We start from the raw sequence: 18,830 nt of genomic DNA, 5'->3' as shown, positions 1-18,830 counted from the left end.
GGAGGCATGGCCGAAACCGCGTTGCGGCGCTGTGTCCAGCGGTCGCCCGCGAAGGGAGCGTTGGACGGCGGGAAATCCGGTCGCAGATTGACCGCGCGGGACTGCCCGTGTTGCGCACCATGGTTACGTACACGTTTTCGACGGTGCGGGAGGTGCGGGCGTGGTCGGTGACCGGTCGGGGCTGGTGGCGGGAGCGGGCCGGAAGAGCGGCGAGGACCTGATCCATGCGCGTCTTGCGGGGGCCGATTACCCGGCGTGGCGGCGCCAAGTCGAGCGGGTGCGGTACTGCTCGCGTCCGGTGCGGATCGCAGGTCGCGCCTCGGCGGTGGACACGGCAACGGGGGAGGTTGCGGCGTCGTTCTCCTCGTCGTCTCAGCCGGACGGGACGCTGCTGATCGCGTGCGGGGACCGTCGTTCCTCCGTCTGTGCGTCGTGTGCGGAGACCTACCGCCGGGACATGTGGCACGTGGTCGTCTCCGGTCTCCAAGGGAAGACGTCGGCGACTTCCTCGGGCACCCGTGCGGGGGTGCGGGGTGCGACCGTGGAAGCGGTGGTGCCGTCCTCGGTCGAGTCGCACCCCAGGTTGTTCGTGACGCTGACGGGGCCGTCGTTCGGTGCGGTGCATTCGGCGCGGGGCGGAGCGGCCTGCCGTTCGCGCTCCGGGAACACGCGGGCCTGTGCCCATGGGCGGCCGGCGGGCTGCGGGATGGTCCATGAGGCGGGTGACCAGGTCATCGGCACTCCGCTGTGCGAGGAGTGCTACGACTACGCCGGGACCGTGTTGTGGAACAACGCGTGCGGTGAGCTGTGGCGGCGCACGCGGATCGGGATCGATCGGGCGTTGGCTCCGCTGGCCTCGGCTGCGACCGGGGAGCGTGTCACCGGGACCGGGGTGCGGGACCTTCTGCGCGTGAGTTACGTCAAGGTCGCCGAGTTCCAGAAGCGCGGTGTGGTCCACCTTCACCTCGTGGTGCGCCTCGACGGCGTCGACCCGGAAGGCGCGGACCCGGACGGCGGGATCGTTGCTCCGCCGTCGTGGGCCACGGCCGGTCTGCTGGATCGGGCGGTGCGTCGCGCGGTGAACGGGGCGGCGGTGCCGCTGCCTTCGCCGGACGGCAGGCTCCGTGTCGCCCAGTGGGGGGCGCAACTCGACGTTGCCGACGTGAGCGCGGGCGGTCCGGCGGGTGACACGCGCCGGGTCGCGGCCTACATCGCGAAGTACGCCACCAAGACCGCAAGTTCCTCGGTAAGCGACTCGGGGGCGCTGGGTTCGCGCTTGCGCCGTCTGCATCGGGCCTGGTTGCGGCGCAAGATCGGCCGCCACTTGGCGCGGATGGTCGAAACCGCGTGGGACCTCGGCCGACGCCCGGATCTCGCGCACCTGAAACTGCGGTCCTGGGCGCACACGCTGGGCTTCCGGGGCCACTTCGCCACGAAATCCCGGCGCTACAGCGTCACCATGGGGGCGCTGCGGGCCGCGCGCCGCACCTGGCGGGCCGATGAACGCGCGGCCTCCGGTGAGGCGGACGTGTGGGCTCTCGCGCGGGCCTCGGGCGCCGACGTGGTCGGCGACTGGTCCTATGCGGGGCGGGGCTACACCCACCCCACGGACGCCCAGCTCGCCGAGAATATGGCGCGCGACCACCAAACCGCCCTTGAGGAGTACCGCGACCTCATGCGGCGAGAAGCCGAATTAGCCGAATGGTGCGATGTCACCGGACCCTAGCGCGGCAGCACCAAGAAAAAAGCGCGCGAAGCGCGACCAACCAATATCCCCCTGCACGCGTTTCCCATTACCGCCCGACGGCCGGAATGGAACAGGAATACTGCGCGCGTAGCGCGTCGAATAGAACACGCGGCAGCGGTGACAGGGGCGGCGGTCGGGGGCAGGGATGGCCGCGCTTAGCGCCGGAAGTCAAGGTTATGCGGAGAACACGCGTTCGGTTGGGGCGGCCGGACGTGGTCACGGTTTCGGTACTGATCGCGGCGGCCCGTGGGCGGCCCGTGGAAACAGGTGCGGCAGTGGTGCAGAACCAGGTCATGACGGTAGCTGAGATGGCGCGAGAACTGCGCTTCGACCGGACCACGGTGTATCGGTGGGTGCGGCTGGGCAATGGTCCGAGAACGTTTCTCTCCCCGGGTGGGCGCATTCGTGTCTACCGGTCCGATTTCATAGAATGGGCGAGTACCGACGGACACCAAGAAAGGCGCAACTGATGGCGGAACGCGGACAGGATATCCAATTCTGGGAGATCCGTAAGCGCAAGGGGCGGAGAAAGCCCTACGAAGTGCGGTGGATCATCGAGAAGGCGGAGAAGTCGAAATCGTTCCTTACGAAGGAACTCGCGCGCGAGCACTTCAACGCGCTGCGCGACGCCGCCAAGGAGGGAGAGCGGTTCTCTCCCGTCTCGGGTGAACCGCTGTGCTGGCAGCGCCGCACCGACACCACCTACGCCCTGGCGCTGTCCTGGGCGGCCAAGGAGTGGCGCGCCACCGATTCCGGGCTGAGCCGCAAGCGCAACGCGGGCCAGTTGGCCCGGCTCGTGACCGAATTCCTCGATGACGCCAAGATCCGGCGGGACCGGGCTCCGGCGCCGCTGGCACGGGTGCGCTCGGCACTCATCCGTCACGCCTTCACCTTCGACGTGGTGGCCGACGCCTCGGCCAGCGGGGGGCACGCGGTGCGGGCACGCCCGGCCCCTGAGGCCGATCGGGCGCTACTGGACTGGGTGGAACGGGTCTCACGCCCGGCGGCGGACCTGGCCGAACTGGCGACGCTGACCGCGCTGCTGGACCGCTCCACGGTGCGGCTGCGCGACGGCAAGGCGGGCAGCAAGGCGACTCGGCGGCTGCGGCGCTGCGCTCTGCAAGGCATGCTGGACCACGCGGTGACTCTGAAGTTCTTCACGGTCAACGCGCTTGCCGGGGTGCGGCTCAAACGCCGCCGGTCCTCCGATGCCGTCGCTCCGCGCACCGTGCCGGACTATGAGCAGGTGCGGCGCCTGCTCGGCGCCGTGGCACGCGTCCGGGGCGAACTCGAAGCGTTCTTCGCCCTGGCCTACCTCTCCGGGGCGCGCATGGGCGAACTCCGCGCCCTGCGCCCCGATGACGTCCTGTGGCCGGACGACCTCACCGACGTCACCCCCGGCTGGGGCATGCTGGTCCTCGCGGGCTCGTCCCCGGAAGCGGGCCGCTGCTGGACCGATGACGGGCAGCGCTATGAAGACCGCGAACTGAAGTCCCGCGCGGTGGGCGACATCCGGATGGTGCCCATCCCCCCGGATGCGGTGGCCGCGCTGCGGCGCCACCTGTCGGTGCACGGGTGCGGGGCGGACGGGCGCCTGTTCTGGACCGGGGCGGACCGGGAACCGGTGTCGGGGTGGATCTACCGGTCCGTGTGGCAGCGGGCGCGCCGGGCGGTGCTGACCCCGGCAGAGCTGGGACACGGGCTGGCGCGCCGGGTCTACGATCTGCGCCACGGTAACGCCTCGCTGCTGCTGGGACTGGGCATCGCACCCACTGAGGTCGCCCGGCGCCTGGGCCACACTGTGGAAGTCCTGATGACGACCTATGCGCACTGGTTCCGCAGCATGGAAGACGAGTCGAACAAGCTCCTCGGCGCGTTCCTCGCCGAACGCGGGCCACTCACGGGCCAAACCGACGGCACCGGGCCGGATTCGGAGCAAAACCCCAGCTCACCGGGGGTTCCTCCGGAAGACCACGAATGACCACGGCCCGCCTCGATCGCCAGACCCGGGCACAGACCCGCCGCCCGCGGTAGAGCAGGACTTGCGGGAAAACTCCAGCGTGGTGCTTCGCACCGCCGGGTGCTTCGCAGCAGCGACGGCAGCCCACCCCCTTCTCCCCAGGTTGCGTGAACCGCACTCCCCTACTGCGCCCGCTTCGCGGAGTATCGCGCAGCGGGGGCCCGCGACGGCAGCCGACGCTCTTCGCTAACGGCCACCAGGGGTCCACACGTGGGATGCTGACCTGCGAAACGTTAAAAACCCGGGTAACGCGGTAGGTACACGCGTATGCCGATGTTCTGGAGGCAGCCGTGTTCCGCCACTTGATCGGGCTGCTGGTCGGCCTGCTCGCCGCCCCGCTGCTCTGGGCGGGCACCACCTGGCCCGTGGAGCGGCTCCGACCGCTGCTGGAGTCCCCCGACCTCGGCAACGGGGCGCTCCTCACCGCGGGGGCCGCGGTGGTCGGCGCCGGGCTGCTCGGCGGCGCCCTCGCCGCCACCCGCATCTCGCCGCTGGCGTCGTTCATCAGCGGGACGGCGCTGCTGACCTGCTGCGTGTGGCCGCTGGCCCACCTCGCGTCCCTCGAACCGCTGCTGCCGGCCCTCCTCCGGCCGGGCGCCGTGTTCGGCGTGCTCGGGCCGGGGCTGCCGCTCACACTGGCGCTGGGCACGCTGCTGCTGTTCGCGGGGTTCCCGCCGTCGCGGTGGCGGCGGCCCGCCGTCGACAACGGTGTGCTGGCGTCCCCGTACGTCCCCGCGCCCTACGAGCCGGCCTACGAGGAGCCCCGCTCCGTCACCCCGGCGCGCGGCTGGAACCCCGACCCGGGCGAACCCGCGGGCCACGACACCGTCCCCGACGACGAGGCGCGCGCCGCCGGTACCACCACGCCGTTCGAGCGGCGCGCAGGGGGCTACCAGCCGAAGGGCTGACCCCGCGCGCCGCCGCACCGGCCCACCGCAGGTCGACGGCGCGACAGCGGGGTGCCACACTGCTGGCGCACAACGGCACCGGTCACGCACCGGCCGGCCCGGCGGGCAATCCGTTCTTTTGGGCCGATTCGAGGTTGCGTTGGGCCCCGAATCGGCAATGTGTTAACCAGGGAGTGGTGCTCGGACACCCGCCAGGGCGGCGCACGCGGCCGGGCCGAGGAGCACCCCAGGGGGCCGACATCGGCGTCGGCCCGGACCTGCCCGCAGCACTCCGACCCGTCCCGGCGCACCAAGGCCGTTGCCGCCGACGGAACGGATACGCGACCGCCGCCCGGTCCCCGACCGGGCGGCGGCGACGATCAGGCAGCGCCCGCGACCGGCACCCCATCCGGACCGGTGCCGACCGGCCGGTAGCATTCCGGGGCCGGTTTAAGGAAGGACGAACCATTGGTCGCACAACAGCGTCTCAGGATCTCGGTGATCGGTACCGGATACCTGGGCGCCACGCACGCCGCCTGCATGGCCGAACTCGGCTTCGACGTGCTCGGGATCGACGTCGACCAAGCCAAGATCGACGCCCTTTCCGCCGGCCGGGTGCCGTTCTACGAGCCAGGGCTCGAAGAGGTCCTGACCCGCAACCTCGCAACGGGCCGGCTGCGGTTCACCACGGACTACACCGAGGTCGCCGAGTTCGCCGACGTCCACTTCATCTGCGTCGGCACCCCGCAGCGCGACGACTCCGGTGCCGCCGACCTCACCTACGTGCACGCCGCGATCGACAGCCTCGCCCCGCTCCTCACCCGCCCGTCCGTGGTCATCGGCAAGTCCACCGTCCCCGTGGGCACCGCCGCCAAGGCCGCCGCGCGGCTGAGCGCGCTCGCCCCGGCCGGGGCAGACGTCGAACTGGGGTGGAGCCCCGAGTTCCTGCGCGAGGGGTTCGGGGTGCAGGACACCCTCAACCCCAACCGGATCGTCATCGGCACCGACTCCCCGCGGGTCGAGGCCGTCATGCGGGCGGCGTCGGCGCGGCAGCTCGAAGACGGCATCCCGTTCCTGGTCACCGACCTCCAGACCGCCGAACTGGTGAAGGTGTCGGCGAACGCGTTCCTCGCCACCAAGATCTCCTTCATCAACGCCATGGCCGAGGTGTCGGAGGCCGCGGGCGCCGATGTCATCAAGCTCGCCGAGGCGCTGTCCTTCGACGACCGGATCGGCGGCAAGTTCCTCGGCCCCGGTCTGGGCTTCGGCGGCGGCTGCCTGCCCAAGGACATCCGCGCGTTCATGGCGCGCGCCGACGAACTGGGGGTCGAACCGGCCCTGTCGTTCCTGCGCGAGGTCGACGCCATCAACCAGCGGCGGCGCGCCCGCACGACCGACATCGCCAGGAGCCTCATCGGCGGCAGCTTCGACGGGCGGACCGTCGGGGTACTCGGGGCCGCGTTCAAACCCAACTCCGACGACATCCGCGACTCCCCCGCGCTCGACGTCGCCGCGACCATCAGCTCGCTGGGCGCGCGGGTCACCGTGTACGACCCGGAGGCCCTCGCCAACGCCCGCAGGGCGCACCCCGGCCTGAACTTCGCGAACTCCATGCTGGAGGCCGTACGGGACGCCGAGGTCGTCCTGCTGCTCACCGAGTGGAGCGAGTTCCGCGACGCCGACCCCGACGAACTGGCGAAGGTCGTGCAGGAGCCGCGGATCGTCGACGGCCGCAACGCCCTCGACCCCGAGCGCTGGAGGGCGCGCGGCTGGGTCTACCGCGCGCTGGGCCGACCGTGAGCGGCGGCGAGCGCGGCCCCGACGACGACACCGTCCGGCGGGTCCTCGCCGACAACGACGTGTGGGCCGTGGTCGGCCTGGGCGACAATCCCGCGCGGGCGGCGTACGGGGTCGCGCTGTTCCTCCGGTCGAAGGGCAAGCGCGTCGTCCCCGTGCACCCCTCCGCCGCGACCGTGCACGGCGAGCCGGGCTATGCCTCGCTGGCCGACATCCCGTTCGACGTCGACGTGGTCGACGTGTTCCGCCGCTCGGCCCGACGCCGGGGGCGTCGCCGACGAGGCGCTGGCCCGCCCCGAGGTGCGGGCCGTGTGGTTCCAACTGGACGTCGTCGACCACGCGGCGACCGAACGCGTGCGCGCCGCCGGCCGGACGATGGTCATGGACCGCTGCCCGGCGATCGAGTGGCCGCGGCTGCTGGGCTGACCCCTCCCGCGGCGCGGCGCCGGACCCGGGCCCCCGGCGCGTGAGGCGCGGGCGGCGGGGGTAGAAAGGCAGACATGCGACGTCCGCGATTCCTTTCTCGCTCCCAGCGCGGCGCACCCTCCGCCGCGGGCTCCGCACCCCCCTTCGACCAGCAGCGGCGTGCCGAGCGGCGCGCCATTGCCGTCGAGCACGGCTGGGGTTTCGCCCCAGAGCACCAGCGCGCCATCCAGGGCTGGCCGCGTACAGCGCTGCCGCCGGGGCCGCTGGGGCGCGTCCACAACGAGGTGACGGGGCGCCACCAGCGGCGGCCGTTCCGGATGTTCGACTACGTCCACCGCAGCGGCACTGACGGCCAGTGGCAGATCCTGCCCGTGTGGACGGTGGCGCTGCCGGCGCACATGCCCTACCTGGAGATCACCGAGAACGACGGCGGCTCCGACATCTACGCCGAGAGCCCCGAGCCGCACTTCGCGCTCGAGCTCCTCTCGGAGGCGGTGAGCGCGGCGATCAGCAGGCACGGGTTCCGGCGCATCATCATCGACGAGAACGAACTCATCTGCACCGGCGCCGACGGCGGCCCCGAGGGTATCGAGGCGAAGCTCACCGCGCTGAACGACGTCGTCGACCAGGTGCCCGTCGCGGCCTGGGCCCGCTGGGCCCGATAGGGCGCGGCGCCGCTACCGGCCGAACCCCACACCGCCCGAATCCGCCGAGGTCTGGCGGCGCAGCCGCTCGCCCTTGGCCTGGGCGTGCTTGGTGAGCTCCTCCTGGAACTCCGTCATGCGCTCGCTCAGTTCCGGGTCGTGCGCCGCGAGCATGCGCACCGCGAGCAGTCCGGCGTTGCGGGCCGCGCCGATGGCGACGGTCGCCACGGGCACCCCCGACGGCATCTGCACGATCGACAGCAGGGAGTCCATGCCGTCGAGGTACTTCAGCGGGACCGGCACGCCGATCACCGGGAGCGGGGTCACGGAGGCGAGCATGCCCGGCAGGTGGGCCGCTCCCCCGGCGCCCGCGATGACGGCCTTCAGGCCGCGCGCCGCAGCGCCCTCGCCGTAGGCGATCATCTCGTGCGGCATCCGGTGCGCCGAGACGACCTCGGCCTCGTAGGGGACCCCGAACTCGTCCAGTGCCGCGGCGGCGTCCTTCAGCACCGGCCAGTCGGAGTCGCTGCCCATGACGACGCCGACCACGGGGGCCGCGTCCTTGGCGCTGGTCATCAGAGGTCTCCCTTGAGGTAGGCCGCCGCGTCGCGTGCGCGGGCGAGCAGGTCGCGGTGGTCGTCGCCTGACACGGTGACGTGCCCGATCTTGCGGCCGGGGCGGACCTCCTTGCCGTAGAAGTGCACCTTCAGCTCGGGGTCCTTGGCCATGACATGAATGTACCGAGAGAACACGTCGGGGTCGGTACCGCCGAGCACGTTCGCCATGACGGTGGCCGGTGCGGTGGTGCGCGGCGAGCCGAGGGGCAGGTCCAGCACGGCGCGCAGGTGCTGCTCGAACTGGCCGGTGACGGCGCCGTCCATGCTCCAGTGCCCGCTGTTGTGCGGGCGCATGGCCAGCTCGTTGACGAGCACCCCGCCCGGGGTCTCGAACAGTTCCACCGCGAGCATGCCGACCACGTCCAGCTCGTGGGCGATGTCGATGGCGAGGCGCTGCGCCGCGACCGCGGTGTCGTCGTCGAGGCCCGGAGCGGGCGCGAGGACCTCGTGGCAGATGCCGTCGCGCTGCACGGTCTCCACGACCGGGTAGGCGGCGACCTGCCCGTAGGGCGAGCGGGCGACCTGGACCGCCAACTCGCGGGTGAATCCGACCCGCTCCTCGACCAGCAGGGGGACGTCGGCCGCCGCCGCGCCGCGGATGACCTCGGCGGCGGAGTCGGGGCCGTCGGCGACCCACACGCCCTTGCCGTCGTAGCCGCCGCGCGCGGCCTTCAGCACGACCGGCCACCCCGTTTCGGCGGCGAACGCGGCGAGCTCCGCCGCGGCGTCCGGCCCGGCGGGGAGTTCGCGCCAGCGCGGGCACGGCGCGCCGAGCTCTTCGGCGCGGCGCCGCATCAGCAGCTTGTCCTGGGCGTAGCGCAGCGCGTCGGGGCCGGGGCGCACGGCCGCGCCGGAGTCGACCAGCGCGCGGAGCACCGGCTGGGGCACGTGCTCGTGGTCGAATGTCAGGACGTCGCAGGTCTTGGCGAAGTCGGTGAGGTCGCCGACGCTCCGCTCGTCGCCGAGCCGCACCCCCGCGCTGACGAGCGCGGCGCTCTCGGTCCCCGACTTCGCGAAGACCCGGAGGTCCACGCCGAGTGGGATCGCGGCCTGCTGCGCCATGCGGGCCAACTGGCCCCCTCCGATGATGCCGACGGAGGGCGCCGGTTGATTACGCTCGCTCACAGTTCCTCAACTCATTCACAGCGGATGCCGGGGTGTCGCGGGGCCCTGCCGCGCGCAGCGGTTGCGGACGACGGGGCACCCCAGGGATTCTAGTGACCTCCCCATGCGAAGGATCGGTACGGCTCGTGCGACTCATCCGAGCGCTCTACCAGCGCTTCCGGCACCTCATCCACGAGCTCGCGAAGTTCGGGACCGTCGGGGCCGCGGCCTACGCCGTGCAGCTCGCGACCACCAACCTGTTCTGGTGGGGCCTGGGCATGCCGCCCCTCGCCGGGCAGGCACTGGGCACCCTATGCGCCACCGTCGTGGCGTTCCTCGGCAACCGGTACTGGACGTTCGGCCACCGGGCCCGCACCGGGCTCGGCCGCGAATACGTGCTGTTCTTCCTGCTGAACGGGGTCGGGCTGGGGATCCAGCTCGTGTGCGTGTGGGTGGCCGAATCGGTGCTCGGGCTGACCAGCCCGCTCGCCCTGAACCTCGCGGGCAACGTCATCGGCGTGGGGCTCGGCTCGCTGTTCCGCTTCTGGTCCTACCGCAAGTGGGTGTTTCCCGAGCAGGGGCCGCCGGCCCGCCCCGACGGCGACACGGCCGACACCGGGCAACCGCACGGGGCCTGAATGCGGTACCGGTGCCACCGCGTCGGCCTTTTCCCCGCCGCGACTATGAAAGCGTCAATTGCGGACGAAAAGAATGCCGCCGATTCCGCTTGGTGCGCTTTGTCGGTTATGGTGCACGCGCATTTTCGGCCAACCCTTGGTCAAGCGGCGCGCATAATAGGGAAAACCTCGCGACTCCACATACGATCTTGCCCATGACCTGCGTTTTGCTGGCCGAAGACGACACCTCGATCTCCGAGCCGCTCGCCCGCGCATTGCGTCGCGAGGGCTACTCGGTCGACGTGACCGTCGACGGCGTGGAGACCCTGGACCGTGCCCGTGCCGGGGATATAGACCTCATGGTCTTGGACCTCGGCCTGCCCGAAATGGACGGCCTGGAGGTCGCCCGCCGACTGCGCGCCGAAGGCCACGGCACGCCGATACTGATCCTCACGGCCCGCGCCGACGAGGTCGACACTGTTGTCGGTCTGGACGCGGGCGCCGACGACTACGTCACCAAACCGTTCCGCCTCGCCGAACTCCTGGCCCGGGTCCGGGCGCTGCTGCGCCGCGGCGGCGCCGAGGTGCCCGTGGTGCACGGTGTCCGCATCGACAACGACTCGCGCCGCGCCTGGCTGGGCGAGCACGAACTGCAACTCACCACCAAGGAGTTCGACCTGCTCCGGGTGCTGGTCCGCGACGCCGGCAAGGTCGTCACCCGCGAGCAGATCATGCGCGAGGTGTGGGACACCAACTGGTGGGGGTCGACCAAGACGCTCGACATGCACATCTCCTGGCTGCGGCGCAAGCTCGGCGACGACGCCAACCAGCCCTCCTACATCACCACGGTGCGTGGCGTGGGCTTCCGGTTCGAACGGGATTAGGCCGCGCCTGCGGGTCGTCGCGGCCACATCCACGACATACTCCCTGGCCCCCGCCCCTCGGCGTGCCACCCTAGGGAGGGACTCCGGGTGCCGCGTGAACGAGGGGATCCATGCGCAGGCGGATGCTGTTCTCCACCCTGGTGGTGGCGATCATCGCGGTGATGCTGCTCGGCCTGCCGCTCGGCGCGCTCGCCTACCAGACGGTCTACAACGACAACGTGAGCCAGTTGCGGCGCGAGGCCGAGGTCATCGGGGCCGAGGTCGACTCCCAGCTCAGCAGCGACGGGAAGGTCGACGTCGACCACTTCTCCCTCGTCTACCCGCAACGGCGGATCGCGATCACCCTGCCGGACCAGCCGGAGACCATCAGCGCCGGCGGCTGGTCCTACGACCCCGACGACCCCGACGGCACGGCGACCCTCCGGGCGACGGCGGCGACGCCGTCGGGCGTCAAGGTCACGCTCTGGCGCGACACACGGGGTGTGCGCGACAACATCATCAACGCGTGGAGCGGCATCGCGTCGCTGTCGCTCCTCGCCATCGGGGTCGCGGTGGGCCTGGCCATGCTCCAGGCGCGCCGCCTGACACTGCCGCTGGTCGACCTCGCCGTGACGGCCGAACGCCTGGGGTCGGGCGTCGCCACCCCGTGGGGGCACCGCTACGGCATCCCCGAGGCCGACCGGGTGGCCGAGGTCCTCGACCGCAGCGCCGAACGCATCGCGGGACTCATCGCCACCGAGCGGCACTTCGCGACCGACGCGTCCCACCAGCTGCGGACGCCTCTCACCGCCCTGTCGATGCGCTTGGAGGAGATCGTCGCCGAGGCCGACGACCCGCAGGTGGTCCGCGAAGAGGGCGCCGCGGCGATCGCGCAGGCCGAGCGGCTGGTCGAGATCGTGGAGAACCTGCTGGGCCGGGCGCGGAAGAGCCAGAACCCCGAGGTCGAGGCGATCGACATCGACGTCGTGCTGGCGCAGTTCGTCGCCGACTGGCGCCCCATGTTCACCAAGGAGGGCCGCGACCTCGTCCTGACCGGTCAGGCGGGGCTCAGCGCGATGACCGTCCCCGCCGACCTGTCGCAGATCCTCGCGACGCTCGTGGAGAACGCCCACAAGCACGGGGCCGGCATCGTGTCGGTGCGCAGGGTCGAGACCGGGCAGTCGGTGCGCATCGAGGTGCGCGACGAGGGCCCGGGCATCCCCGAGGCGCTCTCGGGGCGGATATTCGACAGAGAGGTCACCGGCGGCAACGGCACCGGACTGGGGCTGGCGCTGGCCCGCCACATCGCGGAGTCCGAGGGCGCCCGGGTGGAACTGGTCTCGGGCGCGCCCACCACCTTCGCGCTGTTCCTGCCCCTGGGCGCGGGCGGGCTCGCCCGCGCCACCGGGCCGGTCTGAACGCGCCGCCCCGGGCCGGCCGCGGACGGGCCACGGATCCGGCCCGGGGCGGGCGCCTCAGTGGCCCCGCTCGATCCACTCGGCCAGGTGCGGCCGCTCCGCGCCGATGGTCGTGGCCGGCCCGTGGCCGGTGTACACCACCGTGTCGTCGGACAGCGGCAGCAGGTGCTCGCGGATCGAGTCGATGATGGTCGGGAAGTCCGAGTAGGAGCGCCCGGTGGCGCCGGGGCCGCCCTGGAAAAGGGTGTCGCCGCTGAACACGACGCCGAGCTTGGGGGCGTACAGGCACACGGCGCCCGGCGCGTGGCCCGGGGTGTGCAGGACCTTCAGCTCCACCTCGCCGACCTGGAGCACCTCGCCGTGGACGAGGGGGCCGTCGGGCTCCCTGTCGGGGTAGGTCTGGTGCCACAGCACGGCGTCGTCGGGATGCAGCATGATCGGCACCGGCGCGTCGCTGAGGTCGGCCAGGGCCGCAGCGGCGTTCACGTGGTCGTTGTGGGCGTGGGTGCACACGATCGCCATGAGCTCGCGGTCGCCCAGCGCCCTTGCGATCGCCTCGTGGTCGTGCGCGGGGTCGATGACGATGGCGCGGCGGTCGTCGCCGACGATCCACACGTTGTTGTCGACCTCCCACTCGCCGCCGTCGAGCGCGAACACGCCCGAGGTGACGAGCGACTCGACCCCCGCGACGGGCGGGTCGGTCGCGGTGCGGTTCGCGGCGTCGACAACGACCGAGCGCAGGACGTCGCCGCGGTGCATCCGGGCGAACGCCTCCTCGACGCCGTCGAGCGGGATCCGCTCCGTCACGAACCCGGCGAGGTCCAGCCGGCCCTGCAAGTACAGGTCGATGAGCATGGGGAAGTCGCGCGACGGCAGGCAGTCGCCGTACCACGACGACTTCAGCGACCCGCCGCGGCCGAAGACGTCCAGTAGCGGGAGGTCGATGCGCATCTCGGGAGTGGGGACCCCGACGAGTACGACGGTGCCGGCGAGGTCGCGCGCGTAGAACGCCTGCTCGTAGGTCTCGGGGCGGCCCACGGCCTCGATGACGACATCGGCGCCGTTGCCGCCCGTGAGCTCGCGGATCGCGGCCACGGGGTCGGTGCCGCTGGAGTCGACGGTGTGGGTGGCGCCGAACCGGCGGGCGGTCTGCAACTTGCGGTCGTCGATGTCGACCGCGATGATGCGCCCCGCGCCCGCGAGCGCGGCCCCGGCGATCGCGGCGTCGCCCACACCGCCGCAGCCGATGACGGCGACGGAGTCGCCGCGGGAGACCCCGCCCGTGTTGATGGCGGCGCCCAGGCCGGCCATGATCCCGCAGCCGAGCAGCCCGGCCACCGCGGGGTCGGCCCGGGGATCGACCTTGGTGCACTGGCCCGACGCCACGAGGGTCTTCTCGGCGAACGCGCCGATCCCGAGCGCCGGTGTCAGCTCGGTCCCGTCGAGGAGGGTCATCTTCTGTGCCGCGTTGTGGGTGTCGAAGCAGTACCAGGGCCGCCCCCGCGCGCACGCCCGGCAGGTGCCGCACACCGCGCGCCAGTTCAGCACCACGAAGTCGCCCGGGGCCACATCGGTGACGCCCTCGCCGACGGACTCCACGACCCCGGCCGCCTCGTGCCCCAGCAGGAACGGGTACTCGTCGCTGATACCGCCCTCGCGGTAGTGGAGGTCGGTGTGGCACACCCCGCACGCCTGCACCGCCACCACCGCCTCACCCGGACCGGGGTCGGGCACGACGATCGTGGTGACCTCGACCGGGGCGTTCCGCTCCCGCGCGATGACGGCGCTGACTTCCTGCGGCATAGACGGCTCCTTCGCCTTGGACCTGATCCGTACTCGGCGCTGCCACGCCGTGCGCACCGTCCCGGATTCCTGCCCTCACCGGCTGTGCCGCATGCGCGTTGGTGGCAGCGCGTTCAATGCCCGCCGCGCGCCGAGGGGCGAGGGTTCGGGGGGTCAGGGGTGGCGGGCCGCCTCGAAGCTGCGGCGGAGCGCGTAGGGCTGGAGCTGGCCGAGGCCGTGGGCGTGCCGGGGGCGCACGCCGACGACCTGGAGGGCGTCGTCGCCCGCGAGCTGCTCGGCGAGGGCGTCGTCGATGAGCACGGTCCCGGGGCGGGCGAAGGAGGTGAGCCGGGCCGCGCGGTTGACGGTGGTGCCGAAGACGTCGCCGAGCAGCGCGAGGACCGGGCCGCAGGCCAGGCCCACCCGGACGTCGGGCACCTCGACGTGGGTCTTCACCCCGTCGGCGAGCTGGAGGGCGATCTCCGCCGCCTGCCGGGCCGAGCTGGTGACGTACAGGATCTCGTCGCCCAGGGTCTTGACGACCCGGCCGCCGCCCGACGCGACGATGTCGGCCGACGTCGCCTCGAAGCCCTCGACCACCTCGGCGAGCCCCACCTCGTCGAGCTCGCGGCTCAGCGTGGTGAACGAGACGAGGTCGGCGAACCCCACCACCAGTGGAAAGTAGGTGGGTGCGGCGTCGTCGCTGCTCTCCATGACGGCGAGGGTCCGCACCGCCGACGCGGCGAGCTGGCGCCGCCAGATGTGCGTGAGGAGCTGCTCCATGTCGGGCAGCAGCTCCGTGGCGAGGCCCACCAGCGGGCCCAGGCGCTCCTCTTCGGGGGTCTTGCCCGGTGTGTGGCTGAGCGTGGTGAGGATGCTGGTCTGCCATTCGGCGAGGCGGGCCATTGTCTGCCCCATGGCGCGGGCGAGCCGGACAGCGGCCTCTTCGTCGAGGAGGCCGCGGTCGAGCAGCCGGGCGGTGATGCGCAGCGCCTCGACGTCGCCATCGGTGAACGCCACCGCGTCGTCGCCGCGCGCGGCGAACCCGAGGGCCCGCCAGACCCGGGTGGAGACCTCCGGTGCGGCGCCGGCGCGCCGGATCGCCTCATCGCGGGTGTAGCGCGCCTCCCCACCCATCAGGGCGGATTCGATCTCCTTGGGGTCGGGACGCGGCGGCATACACTCTCTCGTGTTCGGGTTCGTGGCGCGGCCCGGGCGGTCCGGTACCGGTGCGAGCGGCAGTACGGGGATTCGTGACTCTCGGTCTAGTATCCCGCCCGCGGCGCGTCAAGCGGACCCGCGACCAGTGTCGTTCCGCGCCGCGCCCGCGCCGTCCCCGCCGCCGGCCCCGCCGCGGGCCCCACCGGCGTCACTCGCGGGGCCGGACGTGGACGACGTCGCCGGCGCTGACCGCGTCGACCCCGTCGGCGTCGCGGACGAGGAGGCGGCCCGCGGCGTCGACCCCCATCGCCTCGCCTTCGGCGGTCCGGTCGCCGGGCAGGTGGACCCGCACCGCGCGGCCCAGGGTCCCGCAGCGGGCGCGGTAGTCCGCCGCGAGCCCGCTCTGCTCCGCGTCGCCCCCGCACGCCTGCCACGCCTCGTAGTACTCGGCGAACGCCCGCAGCACGGCGCGGAGCAGCGGGTCGCGGTCGACGCAGGGCGCCTCCTCGACCGCCAGCGAGGTGGCGGTGTCGACCGGCAGTTCGGCGCGGCGCTGGGAGACGTTGAGCCCCATCCCGATGACGAAGCCCGGACCGGCCGGGCCGGCGGACTCGGCCTCGGAGAGGATCCCGGCGAGTTTGCGCTCGCGCCCGTCGGCGCCGGTGGCGAGGACGTCGTTGGGCCATTTGAGGGTGGTCGTGAGCTCGGCGACGCGCCCGATCCCCCGCGTGGCGGCGGCCCCCATGAGCAGCGGGAGCCACCCGCAGCGCTCAAGGGGCACGTCGGGCCGCACGAGGACGGAGAAGGTCAGCGCGGCGCGGTTCGGCGTGTGGAAGGAGCGGTCGAGCCGCCCCCGTCCGGCGGTCTGGTGCTCGGTGACGAGGACATGGCCGCCCGGCGTCCCGCCGCGCGCGCGGCGCACCAGCTCGGTGTTCGTGGAGGCGAGCTCGTCGACCACCTCGATGCCGCGCCACAGCCCGCCCGGCCGCACGAGGGCCCGGGTGAGCGCGGCCTCACGCAGAGGGGGCCGGTCGAGGTCGCTGAAGGGCGAGGGTGCGGAGGCCATGCCCCTATTGAACCGCGCGCGCCCCGGTGCCCGTGCCCGGGCCCCGGGGCGCGCGGTCCTGCGCCGGGGGCGTCAGCCGGTGTTCTGGAGCCCTGCGGCGACGCCGTTGACCGAGAGCAGCAGCAGCCGCTCCAGGTGCTCGTGGTCGCGCTCCGACATCCCCTCGGGTGCCGACCGCAGCGCGCCGAGCGCGCGCAGCTGGAGGTGCGACAGCGCGTCCACATACGGGTTGCGGAGGTCGACGGCGCGCGACAGGACCGTGCGGTTCTCCAGCAGCCGCTCGTGGCCGGTCACCTTCAGCACGAGGTCGCGTGTGCGGTCGTACTCGGCGAGGACCAGCTCCGTGAGGTCGGGCCGGTCGCCGAGGGCGAGGTAGCGCTCCGCGATGCTGCGGTCGGTCTTCGCCAGGCTCATCTCCGCGTTGTCCAGCAGCGACGAGAACAGCGGCCACTCGGCGTAGGCGGCGCGCAGCCGGTCGGTGTCGTCGACCGCGGCGAGCCCGCTGCCGAGGCCGAACCATCCGGGCAGGTTGACCCGGGTCTGGGTCCACGCGAACACCCACGGGATGGCGCGCAGGTCGTCCAGTCCGCGCGCAGCGGACCGCCGCGACGGGCGCGAGCCGAGCCGCAGGTCGCCCAGTTCCTCCAACGGGCTGATGCGGGAGAACCACTCGGCGAAGCCGTCGGCGTCGATGAGGCCGCGGTAGGCGTCGTGCGCCGCGGCCGCGATGCCGTCGGCGAGCGCCCGGAAGCGGTCGGCGGCCGCGCGCGCCCGGTCCTGCACCTCGTCGGTCGACGCCATGAGCACGGCGTTGCCGACCTGCTCGATGTGGCGGCGCGCGATCTCGGCCTGGCCGTAGCGCGCGAAGATCACCTCGCCCTGCTCGGTGACCTTGAACCGGCCGGCGACCGAGCCGGGCGCCTGCGCCAGCAGCGCCCGGTTCGCCGGCCCGCCCCCGCGGCCCAGCGAGCCGCCGCGGCCGTGGAACAGGGTGAGCCGGACGTCGTTGCGCACGGCCCAGTCGGCGAGTTCGCCCTGGGCGTCGTAGAGCCGCAGGGTGGCGCTCACCGGGCCGACGTCCTTGGCGGAGTCGCTGTAGCCGAGCATGATCTCCAGGCGCCGACCGGACTGCTCCAGCCGCCGCTGGACGTCGGGCAGCTCCAGCATCCCGTCGAGGACCCGCGGCGACGCCTCCAGGTCGGCGCCGGTCTCGAACAGCGGGATGGCGTCGAGCACGGGGGCCTTGCCTGTGGGCAGCGCGTAGGCCGCCAGCTCGTACACCGCGGCGACGTCGGCCGCCGAGCGGGTGAAGCTCACGATGTAGCGGCGGCACGCCTCGACGCCGAACCGCTCCTGGATCCACGCCACCACCCGCAGCGTCGCCAGGACCTCCTTGGTCTGCTCGGAGGGTTCGGCGTCGGAGCGCAGTTCGGCCAGCGCCTTCGCGTGCACCTCGCTGTGCTGGCGCACCTCCAGTTCCGCGAGGTGGAAGCCGAACGTCTCGGCCTGCCAGATGAGGTGCTGGAGCTCGCCGAACGCCTGGCGGACGGCCCCCGCGGTCTGAAGGGAGTCCTGGACGACGCGCAGGTCGGCCAGCAGCGCCTCGGGGCCGGGGTAGGCGAGGTCGGCGTCGCGTTCGCGGGTGGCGCGCAGCCGCTCGGTCGCGAACAGCAGGAGCTGGCGGTGCGGCTCGTCCGGTGAGCGCTTGCTGATCGACGCGGCCAGGCGCGGGTACCCGGCCTGCGCGGTCGCCAGGGTGTCGCGCAGGTCCTCCGTCGCGGGTGTGAGGTCGGCGTGGGCCGTGAGGGTGCGCGCGATGCGCCCGCAGGCGTTCTCCAGCGCGCGGAGCACGTGCTCGGACTGGATGGAGATGGCTTCGCGGGTGATCTCGTGGGTGACGAAGGGGTTGCCGTCGCGGTCGCCGCCGATCCAGCTCCCGTAGCGGACGAACGGCTTGGCCAGCGGCGGGCGGCGGCCGGCGCCCTCGGGGTCGAGCGCGGTGTCGAGCGCCCGGTAGATCTCCGGGACGACCCGGAAGACGGTCTCGTCGAACGCCGCCATGGCGGTGCGGACCTCGTCGAGCGGGTCGAGGCGGGTGGACCGCAGCTGGGAGGTGCGCCACAGCAGGTCGACCTCCTCCATGAGCCTGCGGTGCGCCTCGGTCTCGACCGAGCTGCCCGGGTAGGCCCCGCGCAGCCGGTCGAGCTGCACGCTGACGCGCTGGATGGCGGTCGAGACCGCGCGCCGCCGCGCCTCGGTGGGGTGCGCGGTGAGGACGGGGTGGAACTCCATCCCGTCGATGAACGCGCGGAGCCGCTCCTCGCCGCCGTCGGCCCGCACGTCGCGGACCGCCGCGGCCAGGGACCCGGCGGGCGGGTCGACGGCGTCGTCGCGCTCCCGGATGGCGCGCATGCGGTGGTGCTCTTCGGCGAGGTTCGCGAGGTGGAAGTAGACGGTGAACGCCCGCGCGACCTCGTTCGCCCGGTCCAGCGGCCAGGAGTCGACCAGGGCGGTGATGTCGGCGGCGGAGGCCGTGCCCTCTCTGGCGCCGATGACGCCGCGCCGCAGTCGCTCGACGTCGGCGAGGAGGTCCTCGCCGCCGGTCTCGGCCAGGACGGTGCCGAGCATCCCTCCGAGTAGCCGCACGTCGCCCCGGAGCTGGTCGGGCATCTCCTGGCGGG

General features: G+C 72.7%; 16 protein-coding genes and 2 pseudogenes. 11 read left to right on the top strand and 7 right to left on the bottom strand.

The window, feature by feature from the left end; translation table 11 throughout:
- Positions 1–160 precede the first annotated feature (160 nt).
- From CLV63_RS14025 to CLV63_RS13995, 8 genes and pseudogenes are all read left to right on the top strand, one after another.
- Positions 161–1,726, top strand: a complete 1,566-nt coding sequence (locus CLV63_RS14025; protein WP_245928807.1) for a replication initiator — start codon at positions 161–163, stop codon at positions 1,724–1,726.
- Positions 1,702–2,217 carry a helix-turn-helix domain-containing protein gene (locus tag CLV63_RS35235; protein ID WP_394339774.1) on the top strand — a complete coding sequence of 172 codons (516 nt, stop codon included), beginning with the start codon at positions 1,702–1,704 and terminating at the stop codon, positions 2,215–2,217. The genes CLV63_RS14025 and CLV63_RS35235 overlap by 25 nt, the downstream gene beginning before the upstream one ends.
- Entirely contained in the window at positions 2,178–3,728 is a 1,551-nt protein-coding gene (locus CLV63_RS14015) for a tyrosine-type recombinase/integrase (protein WP_245928806.1), read from the top strand. The genes CLV63_RS35235 and CLV63_RS14015 overlap by 40 nt, the downstream gene beginning before the upstream one ends.
- Positions 3,729–4,057: 329 nt before the next feature.
- Entirely contained in the window at positions 4,058–4,675 is a 618-nt protein-coding gene (locus CLV63_RS14010) for a hypothetical protein (RefSeq protein ID WP_106583449.1), read from the top strand.
- A gap of 447 nt (positions 4,676–5,122) precedes the next feature.
- Complete coding sequence (locus CLV63_RS14005) at positions 5,123–6,454, top strand: UDP-glucose dehydrogenase family protein (protein WP_106583448.1); 1,332 nt, start codon at positions 5,123–5,125, stop codon at positions 6,452–6,454.
- Positions 6,451–6,651: pseudogene (locus CLV63_RS35140) on the top strand (CoA-binding protein); the annotation flags it as partial. The gene CLV63_RS14005 and the pseudogene CLV63_RS35140, both read left to right, overlap by 4 nt.
- A complete protein-coding gene (locus tag CLV63_RS35135; protein WP_342751405.1) occupies positions 6,647–6,877 on the top strand; it encodes a CoA-binding protein in 231 nt (76 codons plus the stop codon). The pseudogene CLV63_RS35140 and the gene CLV63_RS35135, both read left to right, overlap by 5 nt.
- A gap of 74 nt (positions 6,878–6,951) precedes the next feature.
- Positions 6,952–7,542, top strand: a complete 591-nt coding sequence (locus CLV63_RS13995) for a hypothetical protein (protein WP_245928805.1) — start codon at positions 6,952–6,954, stop codon at positions 7,540–7,542.
- Positions 7,543–7,554: 12 nt separating this feature from the next.
- On the opposite strand, the gene purE is transcribed toward CLV63_RS13995, so the two are convergent.
- Together purE and CLV63_RS13985 are read right to left on the bottom strand one after the other, a co-directional pair.
- Positions 7,555–8,097 carry a 5-(carboxyamino)imidazole ribonucleotide mutase gene (gene purE, locus CLV63_RS13990; protein WP_106583447.1) on the bottom strand — a complete coding sequence of 181 codons (543 nt, stop codon included), beginning with the start codon at positions 8,095–8,097 and terminating at the stop codon, positions 7,555–7,557.
- Positions 8,097–9,263, bottom strand: a complete 1,167-nt coding sequence (locus tag CLV63_RS13985) for a 5-(carboxyamino)imidazole ribonucleotide synthase (RefSeq protein WP_106583446.1) — start codon at positions 9,261–9,263, stop codon at positions 8,097–8,099. Before CLV63_RS13985 ends, purE begins: the two co-directional genes overlap by 1 nt.
- Positions 9,264–9,388: 125 nt before the next feature.
- Here CLV63_RS13985 and CLV63_RS13980 point away from each other — a divergent pair, with 125 nt between their 5' ends.
- From CLV63_RS13980 to CLV63_RS13970, 3 genes are all read left to right on the top strand, one after another.
- Positions 9,389–9,880 carry a GtrA family protein gene (locus CLV63_RS13980; RefSeq protein WP_106583445.1) on the top strand — a complete coding sequence of 164 codons (492 nt, stop codon included), beginning with the start codon at positions 9,389–9,391 and terminating at the stop codon, positions 9,878–9,880.
- Between the two features lie 194 nt (positions 9,881–10,074).
- The gene (locus tag CLV63_RS13975) at positions 10,075–10,743 is read left to right on the top strand and encodes a response regulator transcription factor (protein ID WP_106583444.1); all 669 of its coding nucleotides are present in this window, start codon (positions 10,075–10,077) and stop codon (positions 10,741–10,743) included.
- A 110-nt stretch (positions 10,744–10,853) separates the two neighbouring features.
- A complete protein-coding gene (locus CLV63_RS13970) occupies positions 10,854–12,140 on the top strand; it encodes a sensor histidine kinase (RefSeq protein ID WP_106583443.1) in 1,287 nt (428 codons plus the stop codon).
- Positions 12,141–12,197: 57 nt separating this feature from the next.
- Here the strand turns inward: CLV63_RS13970 and CLV63_RS34565 are convergent, their stop codons facing one another.
- From CLV63_RS34565 to CLV63_RS13950, 5 genes and pseudogenes are all read right to left on the bottom strand, one after another.
- Positions 12,198–12,797, bottom strand: coding sequence for an MBL fold metallo-hydrolase (locus tag CLV63_RS34565; RefSeq protein WP_245928828.1), 600 nt, complete (start codon positions 12,795–12,797; stop codon positions 12,198–12,200).
- A 69-nt stretch (positions 12,798–12,866) separates the two neighbouring features.
- A pseudogene (locus CLV63_RS33550) lies at positions 12,867–13,943 on the bottom strand (S-(hydroxymethyl)mycothiol dehydrogenase); the annotation flags it as partial.
- A gap of 153 nt (positions 13,944–14,096) precedes the next feature.
- A complete protein-coding gene (locus tag CLV63_RS13960; protein ID WP_106583441.1) occupies positions 14,097–15,101 on the bottom strand; it encodes an adenylate/guanylate cyclase domain-containing protein in 1,005 nt (334 codons plus the stop codon).
- Positions 15,102–15,291: 190 nt separating this feature from the next.
- Positions 15,292–16,149 (bottom strand): biotin--[acetyl-CoA-carboxylase] ligase, encoded by an 858-nt coding sequence (locus CLV63_RS13955; RefSeq protein WP_106583440.1) that lies wholly within the window; start codon positions 16,147–16,149, stop codon positions 15,292–15,294.
- Between the two features lie 72 nt (positions 16,150–16,221).
- Complete coding sequence (locus CLV63_RS13950; protein WP_281260735.1) at positions 16,222–18,819, bottom strand: phosphoenolpyruvate carboxylase; 2,598 nt, start codon at positions 18,817–18,819, stop codon at positions 16,222–16,224.
- Between the last annotated feature and the right edge of the window lie 11 nt (positions 18,820–18,830).

It is taken from the genome of Murinocardiopsis flavida (assembly GCF_003014485.1).
Taxonomy (GTDB): Bacteria; Actinomycetota; Actinomycetes; order Streptosporangiales; family Streptosporangiaceae; genus Murinocardiopsis; species Murinocardiopsis flavida.
This window is presented reverse-complemented; position numbering and strand designations above follow the sequence as displayed.

Excerpts from the sequence above, each read along its gene's own strand:
- purE (WP_106583447.1), bottom strand. The coding sequence starts at position 8,097 with ATGACCAGCGCCAAGGACGCGGCCCCCGTGGTCGGCGTCGTCATGGGC.
- CLV63_RS13955 (WP_106583440.1), bottom strand. The coding sequence starts at position 16,149 with ATGGCCTCCGCACCCTCGCCCTTCAGCGACCTCGACCGGCCCCCTCTG.
- CLV63_RS13950 (WP_281260735.1), bottom strand. The coding sequence starts at position 18,819 with ATGCCCGACCAGCTCCGGGGCGACGTGCGGCTACTCGGAGGGATGCTC.
- CLV63_RS13970 (WP_106583443.1), top strand. The coding sequence starts at position 10,854 with ATGCGCAGGCGGATGCTGTTCTCCACCCTGGTGGTGGCGATCATCGCG.
- CLV63_RS35235 (WP_394339774.1), top strand. The coding sequence starts at position 1,702 with ATGGTGCGATGTCACCGGACCCTAGCGCGGCAGCACCAAGAAAAAAGC.
- CLV63_RS13995 (WP_245928805.1), top strand. The coding sequence starts at position 6,952 with ATGCGACGTCCGCGATTCCTTTCTCGCTCCCAGCGCGGCGCACCCTCC.
- CLV63_RS13960 (WP_106583441.1), bottom strand. The coding sequence starts at position 15,101 with ATGCCGCCGCGTCCCGACCCCAAGGAGATCGAATCCGCCCTGATGGGT.
- CLV63_RS13975 (WP_106583444.1), top strand. The coding sequence starts at position 10,075 with ATGACCTGCGTTTTGCTGGCCGAAGACGACACCTCGATCTCCGAGCCG.
- CLV63_RS35135 (WP_342751405.1), top strand. The coding sequence starts at position 6,647 with ATGCCTCGCTGGCCGACATCCCGTTCGACGTCGACGTGGTCGACGTGT.
- CLV63_RS14015 (WP_245928806.1), top strand. The coding sequence starts at position 2,178 with ATGGGCGAGTACCGACGGACACCAAGAAAGGCGCAACTGATGGCGGAA.